This window comes from Enterobacter vonholyi (assembly GCF_008364555.1).
In the GTDB taxonomy this organism is placed as follows: domain Bacteria; phylum Pseudomonadota; class Gammaproteobacteria; order Enterobacterales; family Enterobacteriaceae; genus Enterobacter; species Enterobacter vonholyi.
This window is the reverse complement of sequence record NZ_VTUC01000037.1, coordinates 219,294-232,235: the sequence shown is the minus strand read 5'-3', so window position 1 is coordinate 232,235 and position 12,942 is coordinate 219,294. Positions and strand designations below refer to the sequence as shown.

The window sequence follows — 12,942 nt, the reverse complement described above, 5'->3', positions numbered from 1 at the left end:
CAACTCAGAAACCGAAGGGTTTCAGGCAATATTGCCGCAGATACTACCCTATCTGACGAGTTGAGTCACAAAGAAAAAGGGCCGCTTATGCGGCCCTTTCCGGGTTATTTGTTCAGCTTAATGACCTGCTTCACGTCGATTTCAAAATCGTTCCACTCTTTATCGACCTTGCCCTGGATTTCCACTTTATCCTGAGGGGTGACGGTCACGCCGTTCCAGCGCTTGTGGTCAATCTCCACATTGAGCGTGCCGGTCTCATCGCGGAAGGTGTAGCGGTCATCGGACAGGCGCTGGGTAATGTTCCCGCGCAGCTTCACCCAGCTATCGTCCTTCATCTCTTTTACCTTCACCGCAGTGGTGAGGTTAGCGTCGTTATCAACAAAACCTCCCGTCTGGGTCTGGGTTTGCGTGGCCGACGGGCCGTTAAATCCGCCCTGCGCGGCAAAAACGGGGGCAGTGGTCATCATCATGATGGCGGCAATAGCAGCGAATTTTTTCATATTAACTCTCCCTTTAATCTGGTTTCGCAGTCCATTAAACAGGGTAATCCTTAACAACTTCTTAAGGGAAAAATTTATTTATTATTGCTGTACAGCAGGCGCTTACAGAGGGTTTACTGACAGCATCAAGGAGGGAACATGCGCATTTTACTGGTAGAAGACGACACGTTAATCGGCGACGGTATCAGGGCGGGTTTAAGCAAAATGGGCTTTAGCGTGGACTGGTTTACCGACGGTAAAACCGGTCAGGCCGCGCTTGCTTCTGCGCCCTATGATGCCGTGGTGCTGGATCTGACGCTGCCGGAAATCGACGGTCTGGACATCCTGCGCGCGTGGCGCGAAAGCGGGCGCAGCGAGCCGGTATTGATCCTGACCGCGCGGGATGCGCTCAACCAGCGCGTGGAAGGGCTGCGTCTTGGCGCGGATGATTATCTCTGCAAGCCGTTCGCGCTGATTGAAGTCGGCGCCCGCCTCGAGGCGCTGGTCCGCCGCAGTCACGGCCAGACGCATAGCGAGCTACGCCACGGCAAGGTCACGCTCGATCCGACCCGTCTCGTCGCCACGCTGGACGGTGAACCGCTGACGCTGAAGCCGAAAGAGTTCGCGCTGCTGGAACTGCTGATGCGCAATGCAGGCCGCGTGCTCCCTCGCAAGACGATTGAAGAAAAACTGTATACCTGGGATGACGACGTCTCCAGCAACGCGGTAGAAGTCCACGTTCATCACCTGCGCCGCAAGCTTGGCAGCGAGTTTATCCGCACCGTGCACGGCATCGGCTATACCCTGGGTGACGCATGAAGCTGACGCAACGCCTGAGCCTGAAGCTGCGCCTGACGCTCCTCTTTTTAGCGCTCTCCCTGACGGCATGGTTTGCCGCCAGCCTGGTGGCCTGGCAGCAGACCACCCACAAGCTGGATAAGCTCTTCGACACGCAGCAGATGCTGTTTGCCAAACGGCTGCTGACGATGGATCTTGACGAGATCCGCGCCCCCGAACGGATGCGCGAGATCCCGAAAAAAGTGAAGCATGGCCGTCTCGATGACGACGCGCTGGCTTTCGCCATTTACGCCGTCGACGGCAAAATGCTGCTGAACGATGGCGAGAACGGGCGCGATATTCCGTACCACTATCGCCGCGACGGGTTTGCTAACGGGCAGCTCCAGGACGACAACGACGAATGGCGTTTCCTGTGGCTGACCTCACCCGACGGGAAATACCGCGTGGTGGTCGGCCAGGAGTGGGAGTATCGCCAGGAGATGGCGCTGGACGTGGTCAGCTCGCAGCTCGCGCCCTGGCTGGTGGCGCTGCCCGTGATGCTGCTGTTGCTGGTTTTGCTCCTGAGCCGGGAGCTAAAGCCGCTGAAAAAGCTGGCGCAGACCCTGCGCTCCCGCTCGCCGGATGCTACCGATAAACTGCCGACGGAGGGCGTCCCTACGGAAGTGCGCCCCCTTCTTGATTCGCTGAATCATCTCTTCGCGCGTACCCAGGAAATGATGACCCGCGAGCGCCGCTTTACGTCCGACGCCGCCCACGAGCTGCGCAGCCCGCTGGCGGCCCTGAAGGTGCAAACTGACGTGGCGCAGCTCTCGCAGGACGATCCGCAGGCGAGGGAAAAAGCGCTGGTGCAGCTGCATGCGGGCATCGACCGCGCTTCCCGGCTGGTGGACCAGCTCCTCACGCTGTCGCGTCTGGACTCGCTGGATAATCTTGACGACGTCGAACCGATAACGCTTGCCGATTTACTTCAGTCGGCGGTGCTGGATATCTGGCATCCGGCGCAGCAGGCAGGGATTGATATTCGCCTCAACAACCGCGCCCCGCAGATCAAACGTCAGGGACAGCCACTGCTGCTAAGCCTGCTGGTGCGCAACCTGCTGGACAACGCCATCCGCTACAGCCCGCGCGGCAGCGTGGTGGATGTCACCCTGGACGCGCGTAGTTTTACCGTGCGCGACAACGGCCCAGGCATTTCACCTGACGCGCTGGCGCGCATCGGCGAGCGCTTTTATCGTCCGCCGGGTCAGGATGCCACGGGCAGCGGGCTGGGGTTATCCATCGTAAAACGCATCGCCGCGCTGCACGGTATGCGCGTCTCGTTGAGCAATGCGCCTGAAGGCGGTTTTGAAGTGAAGGTCAGCTGGTAGAAATTATTGCGTTTAATGCAAAAGACTTTGCACATTTTGCTCATTTTTCCGCTCCGTCCTCGCGCGTAGAATACTCGCCATACTTTCATCGTCGAGGACAAATAATGAGCAACATCCTGATTATCAACGGTGCAAAAGAATTTGCGCACTCTAAAGGCCAGCTGAATGACACCCTGACCGAGGTCGCGGACGGTTTCCTGCGCGACGCCGGGCATGATGTTAAGGTCGTACGCGCGGACAGCAACTACGACGTGAAGGCCGAAGTACAGAACTTCCTGTGGGCTGACGTGGTGATCTGGCAGATGCCAGGCTGGTGGATGGGCGCGCCGTGGACCGTAAAAAAATACATGGACGATGTGTTCACCGAAGGTCATGGCTCACTGTATGCCAGCGATGGCCGCACCCGCTCTGACGCGTCCAAAAAATACGGGTCAGGCGGTATGATTCAGGGCAAAAAATATATGCTCTCTCTGACCTGGAACGCCCCGCTGGAAGCCTTCACCGAGAAAGATCAGTTCTTCGAAGGCGTGGGCGTTGACGGCGCGTACCTGCCGTTCCACAAGGCTAACCAGTTCCTGGGCATGGATCCTCTGCCGACGTTTATCGTCAACGACGTGATTAAAATGCCTGATGTCCCGAGCTATATCGCAGAATATCGCAAGCATCTCGCGGAAATTTTTGCTTAACTGGTAGCCTGGAATTAAAGGAGTAGTAAACATGCTTACCGTTATCGCAGAAATCCGTACTCGTCCAGGTCAACATCACCGTCAGGCGGTGCTGGATCAGTTCGCGAAAATTATCCCGACCGTACTGAAAGAAGAAGGCTGCCACGGCTACGCGCCGATGGTGGATGCCGCCACTGACGCCAGCTTCCAGGCGACCGCACCGGACTCGATCATCATGGTTGAGCAGTGGGAAACCGTCGCGCACCTCGAAGCACACCTGCAGACCACGCACATGAAAGCGTGGAGTGACGCGGTGAAGGGTGACGTGCTGGAAACCCACATCCGCATTCTGGAGCAAGGGGTTTAAGTTTTCCCTCACCCCAGCCCTCTCCTGACGGGAGAGGGAGAACAGGTCCAGGCCCGGTGAGCGTCAGCGCAACCGGGCTTTGTTGTTTTTAGCTGCTTTTCTTCCCCGGTTTTAACCCGCGATGTAGCTCGTTGATGCGCTTCATCGACTTGATAGTGCGCTGCGGCTCGGTGGAGGCTACGGATAAAATAATCATCTCCAGACACAGCAGCACCGTGCCGTGGAGCGGGATTTTGCCCTTTTCGCCGCCGCGCGGAACGTGGATCACCACGCTGGCCTCCTTGCTGAAGCGCGAATCAAGGGCGTTGGTCAGCAGTATCGTTGGAATGCCCAGACGTTTTGCTTCACGCAGGGTGGTTTGCCCCTCCCGGTGCGCGGACTTCTGCGCCATCATCACAAGCACGTCGCCGCGCTGAAGCGCAATCAGCTGCTCGGCAAGCCCTATTCCGGTACGGTTAAGCGGCGTGGCGGGTAACCCCATGCGGCTGAACAGCCTGGCGGTATACTCGGCCAGAATGCCGGAGGCGCCAATGCCAAATATGGCGACCTGCCTCGCCTGCGCCAGCAGAGAGACCGCCTGGGCCATCGCGTAGCGGTTGTGCGGCTCGGACAACACCTCGCAGGTGTGTTGATGCCCCTCCAGAACGAAATCAATGCTCGCGTTGACGTCGCTGGCAAGCGTGTTCACCGTAGTGGACATCTTTTCGCTGGAGGTGACCACCGGACCAAACCACTGCTCAAGCGTTTGCTTGAGATCGCGCAGCCCGGCGAAACCCAGCGCCTGGATGGCGCGGACCACCGTGGCATCCGAGGTTTTCAGTTCCGCAGCAATCTCCATGGCGGTCTGTTCCATCACCGCTTCGCGATTGTCATGAATATAGCGTGCAACCTGCAGCAGACGCGGCGTCAGCTGATGCGCCCGCGCGCGAAAACGGTCGCCATAGACATCCACGCGCCCTTTCTCTTTGCGGATCACCGTGATGCCTCCGGCAGCGGACGCCCGGCAATCTGAGACTGTACCTGCGCGACCATCAGCCCTAAAGACGCGAACGAATTCGAGATCGCCTCTTCACGCGAGATCAGCACGTAATGCCCGGTTCGGCAGGCATTGAGGAACTGACACCAGCCCGGCATGACAGCATCCATCGCCGCCAGCTCGTCCTGCGGTTTACCGCCCGTATCCCCGCGCCAGGTGGCGAAGACGAAATCGGCATCCAGCTCCGGCAGGCGCTCGGCGCTGACGTCAATCCGTCCCTCTTCCGGGATGGACTCAATCAGCGGCGGGAACTTGAATCCTGCGTCGCGCAGCACGCGGCCCAGCGAGTGGTAGCTGTGCATGGCGTTAATCTTCCCCTGATTCGCCTGAATCACGGACACGGTCACCTTGCTGGTATCAATAGTCGACTTCAGCGCCTTAATCTGCTCCTGATAGCGCCGCTCCAGAACCTTGAGCCGCGCCTGCGTTCCTGTCAGTTGAGCCAGCTTGCGGTAGATTTCCGGCGCGCCGCCGTCGAGATGATCGATGCTCACCGTCGGGGCAATTTTCGCCAGCTGTTCCACCGGGGTGTTGCGGGTCGGCTCGGTAACGATCAGATCAGGCTTTGCGGCGGCGATGGCTTCGATGTCGATATCGGCCGTGCCGATAAATTTGATATCGGAATTATCGAAATCGACGCCGGTCAACATGCCGCTGGAGCGCAGAAAGTGGCTACCGTCCGGCCGCGTGCGGCCATGGCTCGCCACCGGCGGCACGCCAAGCTCAATCAGCGGAATGGTGATATCCAGATCGTGTAAGGAAACAATCCGCTTCGGATAAACCGGCACAACGACCTTGCGTCCCAAATCGTCGGTAAATACCTGCGTTGGCTCCGCCGCGCTTACCGCGAACCCCACCAGCAACAGCATCGAAAACAGTACGCGCATTATAGTCCCCTAAAATCTGTCCCGACGCTGCCAGAGCAGCAGCAGGAAAAACGGTCCGCCAATCAATGAAATGACAATTCCCGCCGGCAGCTGCAGCGGGAGGAATGCAAGACGTCCGACGTTATCCGCTATCAGCACCAGCAGCGCGCCCAGCACGGCGCTTCCCGTCAGGAGCGCCGTTTGCCCACCACGCAGCAGCAGGCGCGCCATATGCGGAGCAATCAGCCCCACGAAGCCTATACTGCCCACGCACGAGACGCTGGCCGCCGTCAGCACTACCGGGGCGAGAACCCGCAGCAGCGCCAGCCGCGTTATGCGCACGCCAAGACCCGCTGCGGCCTGATTGCCGAGCAACGCCACGTCCGCTGCCCGCGCGGTAAACAGCAGCAGCGCAAAAGCGGGAGCGGCCCAGAGCGCGGCCAGGCCCACCAGCGTCCAGTTTGCCGCATGCAGGCTTCCCGCCAGCCACAGCATCGCCGTCTGCACGTCGCGCACGTCGGCAGTAGTGATAAAGACGCCCATTGCAGCGGCAAAGGCCCATGACACGCCGATGCCGATCAGGATGAACCGCGGGCGCGAGATATCGCGCGCCAGGGCGATAACTACCAGCGCGGTGAGCAGCCCACCGGCCATGCCGACCAGCGGACGCCAGGCCAGGCCCAGCCCCGGGAATTGAAAAATCAGCAGCAGTACCGCCGCGCTACAGCCCTCCTTCACGCCGATAAGCCCCGGGTCAGCCAGGCCGTTGCGGGTGATGGACTGCATTGCCGCCCCCGCCATGCCGAGCATCGCGCCGCACAGCACCGCCATCAGCAGGCGCGGCAGGCGGATATCCATCACGATGTAGCGCGTCTCCGCCGTCAGGCTTTCAGGTGAAAACAGCGCGCGCACGATGGCGGAGGTGGGAATAGGCAGAGAACCGTGCGTCAGGCCAAAGCCCAGCAGGCTTAACGCCGCCAGCGCGAAAAGCGACAGGCACGCCAGCGCCCGCGGGCGAATCAGCGCCGACAGGTGGCCAACGCGGATCGCGCGGAATCCGGCCCGGTTCATTTGAACATCCTCGACGCCATACAGATGAACACGGGCGCGCCGACCAGGGCGGTCATGATGCCGGTTGCCAGCTCCCAGGGGGTAAACAGCGTGCGGGCGGCGATGTCCGCCAGCAGCAGCACCAGCGCGCCGCACAGCGCAGATAGCGGCACCATCACGCGTAAATCGACTGACACCAGACGGCGAATGAGCTGCGGCACGACCAGGCCAATAAAACCAATCGGCCCGGCGATAGAGACGGCCGCACCGCAGAGTAGCGCGATGGCCAGCAGGGCGAGCAGGCGGGTTTTCAGCAGGGACACGCCAAGCCCCTGCGCCATTCTGTCGCCCAGCGCCAGCATGTTGAGCGAGGGCGACAGCCCGATCGCAAGAACAAAACCAGCGGCTGCAGCCCACAGGGCGCTCTGGAGCATCTGCGCGTTGACCCCGGCGATATCACCCGCCAGCCAGGTACGCAGGTCGAGCAGCGTCTGTTCATCCAGGATTAACACCGCGGCGGTAATCGACGAGGCAAACGCCGACATCGCCACGCCGCACAGCGTGACCTTCATCGGCGTGAGCCCGGTGCGACCGGATGAGGAAAACATCAGCACCAGCAGAAACAGCGCGGCAGCACCGGCGGCGGCGATCAGCGGGCGACCAAACGGCAGCGACAGGCCAAGCGCGCTGACGATCACCACTGCCAGCGCAGCCCCGGCGTTGAGCCCCAGAATATGCGGCTCGCCTAGCGGGTTGCGGATCACAGACTGCAGCAGCACGCCCGCCACGCCGAGCGCGGCGCCCGTCACCATCGCGGCGCAGAGACGCAGCAGTCGTAATTTGATAATGACGTTATGGTCGAAATTGCGCGGGTCGAAGTGGATGAATGCCTCCACTACCGTCTGCGGGGCGATAAAGCGTGCGCCGATGCCAAGATGCGTAATCGCACCCAGCGCCAGCAGCAATATAATAATCAGGAGGGCCAGAGAAGCGCGTATCATGGCTGTTCAAGGCTCTGGCGAAAAGGCATAAAGAACGGTTTTCCGGTCAAGGGGTTAATGGACATATGCACGTCCACGTCAAACACCGTTTTGATCAGTTCCGGCGTGCAGACGTCGCCCTCGTGCAATACGCCCTCCACTTTTCCCTGGCGCAAAAAGACCAGCGAATCACCGTAGTTCACGGCGAAGTTGAGATCGTGCAGCACTACCACCACGGTACGCCCGTGCTGGCGGGTCAGGGCGTGCAGCAGTTCCAGGATCTCCACCTGGTAGCGGAGATCGAGATACGTCGTCGGCTCGTCAAGCAGGATATACGGCGTTTGCTGCGCCAGCGCCATGGCGATCCAGCAGCGCTGACGCTGGCCGCCGGATAAGCTTTCCACCGGCATATGGGCAAACTCTGCCGTGCCGGTCAGGCGCAGGGCCTCTTCCACCGCCCGCTCGTCCTCGTCGCTCCACTGACGCATAAAGTTTTGCCAGGGAAAACGCCCGCGCGAGACCAGTTCAAAAACGGTTAACCCTTCCGGAAGCAGCGGCGACTGCGGGAGAATGCCAAGCTGACGGGCGACCGCTTTGGTGGGCTGCTCGTGGATCGCCTTGCCGTCGAGAACTGCCGCGCCGCCAAGCGGCTGGAGCAAACGCGCAATGGTGCTCAGCAGCGTGGATTTCCCACAGCCGTTCGCCCCTACCAGCACGGTCATTTTCTGCTGTGGGATCGCAAGGGAGATATCATCAACGATGATTTTTTTCTGATAGCCCGCTGAGAGGTTCTCCAGAACCAGACCCGGTTTGTGTGTGTTGTGAGCCACGTGAACGCCAACGTAATGAAAAACCAATAAATAAAAATAAAACTCATTCTCTTTTGAGAGTTTGACGCCGCGCCATGTAGTAGTCAAGCGAAGAAACACCCTGGAAAAACCAGGGGTAAGCCTGAGTAAAAGTGAAAACTGGACGGCTTGTAAAAACATCTATTTCAATGACTTAATTATTATCCCGCTGCGCTTGTACGCACGGTTAAATGTTGTAGTCGATTTTTTCTTTTTTCCATTTACTACTACATTCACGCATGATTGAATGATTCTCAATTACATGTCCGATGCTAATTCAGGCTAACGGACAGACCGTAAAGGGCAATGACTCACACAGTTTGCCGCGAAACGTCATTCGCGGGATATTTCGGGATAACAGATGTAATGGCTACGTTCACACCTTCACTCTCTGGGGTAAAAGGGCGCGCGCTCTTTTCTCTGCTGTTTATGGCGCCGCTGGTTCAGGCAGCAGATAACACCGCGGCTAAAGACGGCGAAACGCTTACCGTCACCGCCGATCCAAATACGACGGCGGAAGCCACCAACGGCTATCAGCCGCTGAACACCTCCACCGCGACGTTAACCAACATGCCGATGCTGGATATACCGCAGGTGGTCAATACCGTCAGCGATAAAGTGCTGGAGGATCAGCACGCCACCACGCTGGATGAAGCGCTGTACAACGTCAGCAACGTGGTGCAAACCAACACCCTGGGCGGTACGCAGGATGCCTTCGTGCGCCGCGGGTTTGGCGCAAACCGCGACGGCTCGATCATGACTAACGGCCTGCGCACCGTCCTGCCGCGCAGCTTTAATGCCGCAACCGAGCGCGTGGAGGTGTTGAAAGGCCCGGCCTCGACGCTCTACGGTATTCTCGATCCGGGTGGCCTGATCAACGTTGTCACCAAACGCCCGGAGAAGACCTTCGGCGGCTCCCTTTCCGCCACCTCTTCCAGCTTTGGCGGCGGCACCGGACAGATCGATGTTACCGGCCCGATTGACGGCACGCGCCTTGCGTATCGCCTGACGGGCGAATATCAGGACGAGGATTACTGGCGTAATTTTGGCAACGAACGCAGCACCTTTATCGCCCCGTCGCTCACCTGGTTCGGCGACGACGCCACCGTGACCGCGCTCTATTCGCATCGCGACTATAAAACGCCGTTCGATCGCGGAACGATCTTCGATCTCAACACTAAAAAAGCCGTTGATGTCGATCGCAAAACCCGCTTTGACGAACCGTTTAACATCACCGACGGGCAGTCCGATCTCGCTCAGCTCAACGCGGAGTATCGCCTCAACAGCCAGTGGACCGCGAAGTTTGACTACAGCTACAGCCAGGATAAATACAGCGATAACCAGGCGCGCGTGATGGCCTACGATTCAAAAACCGGCAACCTGACCCGCCGCGTGGATGCGACCCAGGGCTCGACACAGCGTATGCACACGACGCGCGCGGATCTGCAGGGAAACGTGGACATCGCGGGCTTTTACAATGAGATCCTGACCGGCGTGTCGTATGAGAATTACGATCTGCTGCGCACGGACATGATCCGCTGTAAGAACGTTAAGGATTTCAATATCTATCACCCGACCTATGGCAAACTCGGCAAATGCACCACCGTGTCGGCGTCCGACAGCGACCAGACGCTGAAGCAGGAAAGCTACTCTGCCTATGCGCAGGACGCGCTGTACCTGACCGATAAGTGGATTGCCGTCGCAGGCATGCGCTACCAGTATTACACCCAGTACGCGGGGAAAGGCCGCCCGTTCAACGTCAACACCGACAGCCGCGACGAACAGTGGACGCCGAAGCTGGGGCTGGTTTATAAGCTCACGCCAGCGGTCTCGCTGTTTGCCAACTACTCGCAAACGTTTATGCCGCAGTCGTCCATTGCGAGCTACATCGGCGATCTGCCGCCGGAAACGTCGAATGCTTACGAAGTGGGCGCAAAGTTCGACCTGTTCGACGGGGTTACCGCCAATATCGCGCTGTTTGATATTCACAAACGCAACGTGTTGTACAACGAAAGCGTGGGAGGGGAAACCATCGCCAAAACGGCGGGCCGCGTGCGCTCCCAGGGCGTGGAGGTGGATCTGGCCGGTTCACTGACCGAGAACACCAATATTATCGCCAGCTATGGGTATACCGACGCGAAGGTGCTGGAAGATCCGGACTACGCGGGCAAACCGCTGCCGAACGTGCCGCGCCATACCGGCTCCCTGTTCCTTACCTACGATATTCACAATGCGTTCGCCGGGAATACCCTGACGCTGGGCGGCGGCGGGCACGGCGTAAGCCGTCGTTCCGCAACCAACGGTGCGGATTATTATCTGCCGGGCTATTTCGTGGCGGATGCGTTTGCGGCGTACAAGATGAAGCTACAGTATCCAGTGACGCTGCAGGTGAACGTGAAGAACCTGTTTGATAAAACCTACTACACCTCATCTATCGCCACCAACAATCTGGGTAATCAGATTGGCGACCCGCGCGAAGTGCAGTTTACGGTGAAGATGGAGTTTTGATGTAAAAAAGCCCGGTGGCGCTAACGCTTACCGGGCCTACGATCCATTCCCTCTCCCTGTGGGAGAGGGTTAGGGTGAGGGCATCAGGCCTCAATATCCGCCATATCGCCTTTCTCCTGCAGCCAGTTACGTCGGTCTTCCGAACGTTTCTTGGCAAGGAGCATATCCATCATGGCATTCGTTTGCTGTTCGTCTTCGTCGCTGATCGTCAGCTGTACCAGACGGCGCGTGTTCGGATCCAGCGTCGTTTCGCGCAGCTGCATCGGGTTCATCTCGCCCAGCCCTTTAAAGCGCTGAACGTTAGGTTTGCCCTTCTTGCGCTTCAGCTGTTCCAGCACGCCAGCTTTTTCTTCTTCCGTCAGCGCGTAGTAAACCTCTTTGCCGAGGTCGATACGGTAGAGCGGCGGCAGCGCCACGTGGACGTGACCATTCTTAACCAGCGTGCGGAAGTGCTTCACAAACAGCGCGCACAGCAGAGTGGCGATGTGCAGACCATCGGAATCCGCATCCGCGAGGATACAGATCTTGCCGTAGCGCAGCTGGCTCAAATCGTCGCTGTCCGGATCGATACCGATCGCCACCGAGATATCGTGGACTTCCTGCGAGGCCAACACTTCATCAGAAGAGACCTCCCAGGTGTTCAGGATTTTCCCCTTGAGCGGCATGATCGCCTGATATTCACGGTCGCGCGCCTGCTTGGCCGATCCGCCCGCTGAGTCCCCTTCCACGAGGAACAGCTCGGTACGGTTGAGATCCTGCGCGGTACAGTCCGCCAGCTTGCCCGGCAGCGCAGGGCCGCTGGTCAGCTTTTTACGCACCACTTTCTTCGCGGCACGCAGACGACGCTGGGCGCTGGAAATCGCCATTTCAGCCAGCATCTCTGCTGCCTGAACGTTCTGGTTCAGCCACAGGGTAAACGCATCTTTCACCACGCCGGAGACAAACGCCGCGCACTGGCGTGACGACAGACGCTCTTTGGTCTGACCGGCAAACTGCGGATCCTGCATCTTCACGGAGAGCACGTAGGCGCAGCGGTCCCAGATATCTTCCGCCGACAGCTTCACGCCGCGCGGCAGGATATTGCGGTATTCGCAAAATTCGCGCATCGCGTCCAGCAGTCCCTGACGCAGCCCGTTGACGTGGGTACCGCCGAGCATGGTTGGGATCAGGTTGACGTAGCTTTCGGTCAGCAGTTCGCCGCCTTCCGGCAGCCACAGCAGAGCCCAGTCGACCGCTTCGGTATCGCCGCTAAAGTTACCGACGAACGGTTTTTCCGGCAGCGTCGGCAGGCAGTTTACCGCTTCGCACAGGTAGTCGTTCAGGCCATCGGCGTAGCACCAGGTCTGCTCGGTATTGTTGACGTTATCTTTAAAGGTAATTTCCACACCCGGACACAGCACCGCTTTGGCTTTCAGCAGGTGCGTCAGGCGGGATACGGAAAAGCGCGGGCTGTCGAAGAAGCTTTCGTCAGGCCAGAAGTGGACGCTGGTGCCGGTGTTGCGTTTGCCGCACGTGCCGACAACCTGCAGATCCTGCACCTTCTCGCCGTTTTCAAACGCGATGTTATAAATCTGGCCGTCGCGACGGACGTTCACTTCCACACGTTTGGACAGGGCGTTCACGACGGAAATCCCCACGCCGTGCAGGCCGCCGGAGAACTGGTAGTTCTTGTTGGAGAACTTACCGCCCGCGTGCAGACGACAGAGGATCAGCTCAACGGCAGGCACGCCCTCTTCCGGATGGATATCCACCGGCATGCCGCGCCCGTCGTCGATGACTTCCAGCGACTGATCGGCATGCAGGATAACGTCAACGCGTTTGGCATGGCCCGCCAGCGCTTCGTCCACACTGTTATCAATAACTTCCTGGCCCAGATGGTTTGGGCGCGTTGTATCGGTGTACATCCCCGGGCGGCGGCGAACCGGCTCAAGCCCGGTGAGGACCTCAATGGCATCAGCGTTATAGGTTTGCGTCATGA

Annotated in this window: 12 protein-coding genes; 5 read left to right on the top strand and 7 right to left on the bottom strand. The window is 59.1% G+C overall.

Going from position 1 to position 12,942, the window contains the following annotated elements:
• Positions 1-104: 104 nt before the first annotated feature.
• Positions 105-500 (bottom strand): YgiW/YdeI family stress tolerance OB fold protein, encoded by a 396-nt coding sequence (locus tag F0319_RS19995; RefSeq protein ID WP_149367625.1) that lies wholly within the window; start codon positions 498-500, stop codon positions 105-107.
• Between the two features lie 138 nt (positions 501-638).
• On the opposite strand from F0319_RS19995, the gene qseB reads away from it, so the two are divergent.
• From qseB to F0319_RS19975, 4 genes are all read left to right on the top strand, one after another.
• Positions 639-1,298, top strand: coding sequence for a quorum sensing response regulator transcription factor QseB (qseB, locus tag F0319_RS19990; protein WP_023326078.1), 660 nt, complete (start codon positions 639-641; stop codon positions 1,296-1,298).
• Positions 1,295-2,644 carry a quorum sensing histidine kinase QseC gene (gene qseC / locus F0319_RS19985; RefSeq protein WP_149367624.1) on the top strand — a complete coding sequence of 450 codons (1,350 nt, stop codon included), beginning with the start codon at positions 1,295-1,297 and terminating at the stop codon, positions 2,642-2,644. Before qseB ends, qseC begins: the two co-directional genes overlap by 4 nt.
• 104 nt (positions 2,645-2,748) lie before the next feature.
• Entirely contained in the window at positions 2,749-3,330 is a 582-nt protein-coding gene (locus tag F0319_RS19980; RefSeq protein WP_111963279.1) for an NAD(P)H-dependent oxidoreductase, read from the top strand.
• 31 nt (positions 3,331-3,361) lie between these two features.
• Positions 3,362-3,676, top strand: a complete 315-nt coding sequence (locus tag F0319_RS19975) for a putative quinol monooxygenase (protein ID WP_032664433.1) — start codon at positions 3,362-3,364, stop codon at positions 3,674-3,676.
• Between the two features lie 88 nt (positions 3,677-3,764).
• Here F0319_RS19975 and F0319_RS19970 read toward each other — a convergent pair whose 3' ends face one another.
• From F0319_RS19970 to F0319_RS19950, 5 genes are read right to left on the bottom strand one after another with little or no spacing between them, the layout of a single operon-like run.
• Entirely contained in the window at positions 3,765-4,652 is an 888-nt protein-coding gene (locus F0319_RS19970; protein ID WP_111963280.1) for a MurR/RpiR family transcriptional regulator, read from the bottom strand.
• Positions 4,649-5,599 (bottom strand): iron-siderophore ABC transporter substrate-binding protein, encoded by a 951-nt coding sequence (locus tag F0319_RS19965; protein ID WP_149367623.1) that lies wholly within the window; start codon positions 5,597-5,599, stop codon positions 4,649-4,651. Before F0319_RS19965 ends, F0319_RS19970 begins: the two co-directional genes overlap by 4 nt.
• Before the next feature lie 9 nt (positions 5,600-5,608).
• Positions 5,609-6,649 (bottom strand): FecCD family ABC transporter permease, encoded by a 1,041-nt coding sequence (locus tag F0319_RS19960; RefSeq protein ID WP_111963282.1) that lies wholly within the window; start codon positions 6,647-6,649, stop codon positions 5,609-5,611.
• Positions 6,646-7,629 (bottom strand): FecCD family ABC transporter permease, encoded by a 984-nt coding sequence (locus F0319_RS19955; protein ID WP_149367622.1) that lies wholly within the window; start codon positions 7,627-7,629, stop codon positions 6,646-6,648. The genes F0319_RS19960 and F0319_RS19955 overlap by 4 nt, the downstream gene beginning before the upstream one ends.
• Positions 7,626-8,438, bottom strand: coding sequence for an ABC transporter ATP-binding protein (locus F0319_RS19950; protein WP_149367621.1), 813 nt, complete (start codon positions 8,436-8,438; stop codon positions 7,626-7,628). Before F0319_RS19950 ends, F0319_RS19955 begins: the two co-directional genes overlap by 4 nt.
• A gap of 384 nt (positions 8,439-8,822) precedes the next feature.
• On the opposite strand from F0319_RS19950, the gene F0319_RS19945 reads away from it, so the two are divergent.
• Positions 8,823-10,964, top strand: coding sequence for a TonB-dependent siderophore receptor (locus tag F0319_RS19945; RefSeq protein ID WP_111963284.1), 2,142 nt, complete (start codon positions 8,823-8,825; stop codon positions 10,962-10,964).
• Positions 10,965-11,047: 83 nt separating this feature from the next.
• On the opposite strand, the gene parE is transcribed toward F0319_RS19945, so the two are convergent.
• Positions 11,048-12,940 carry a DNA topoisomerase IV subunit B gene (gene parE / locus F0319_RS19940; protein WP_149367620.1) on the bottom strand — a complete coding sequence of 631 codons (1,893 nt, stop codon included), beginning with the start codon at positions 12,938-12,940 and terminating at the stop codon, positions 11,048-11,050.
• Positions 12,941-12,942 lie beyond the last annotated feature (2 nt).

What these genes read in the sequence shown, in the direction of transcription:
- qseC (WP_149367624.1), top strand. Translation starts at nt 1,295, where the DNA reads ATGAAGCTGACGCAACGCCTGAGCCTGAAGCTGCGCCTGACGCTCCTC.
- F0319_RS19955 (WP_149367622.1), bottom strand. Translation starts at nt 7,629, where the DNA reads ATGATACGCGCTTCTCTGGCCCTCCTGATTATTATATTGCTGCTGGCG.
- F0319_RS19975 (WP_032664433.1), top strand. Translation starts at nt 3,362, where the DNA reads ATGCTTACCGTTATCGCAGAAATCCGTACTCGTCCAGGTCAACATCAC.
- F0319_RS19980 (WP_111963279.1), top strand. Translation starts at nt 2,749, where the DNA reads ATGAGCAACATCCTGATTATCAACGGTGCAAAAGAATTTGCGCACTCT.
- parE (WP_149367620.1), bottom strand. Translation starts at nt 12,940, where the DNA reads ATGACGCAAACCTATAACGCTGATGCCATTGAGGTCCTCACCGGGCTT.
- F0319_RS19995 (WP_149367625.1), bottom strand. Translation starts at nt 500, where the DNA reads ATGAAAAAATTCGCTGCTATTGCCGCCATCATGATGATGACCACTGCC.
- F0319_RS19960 (WP_111963282.1), bottom strand. Translation starts at nt 6,649, where the DNA reads ATGAACCGGGCCGGATTCCGCGCGATCCGCGTTGGCCACCTGTCGGCG.
- F0319_RS19965 (WP_149367623.1), bottom strand. Translation starts at nt 5,599, where the DNA reads ATGCGCGTACTGTTTTCGATGCTGTTGCTGGTGGGGTTCGCGGTAAGC.
- F0319_RS19945 (WP_111963284.1), top strand. Translation starts at nt 8,823, where the DNA reads ATGGCTACGTTCACACCTTCACTCTCTGGGGTAAAAGGGCGCGCGCTC.
- qseB (WP_023326078.1), top strand. Translation starts at nt 639, where the DNA reads ATGCGCATTTTACTGGTAGAAGACGACACGTTAATCGGCGACGGTATC.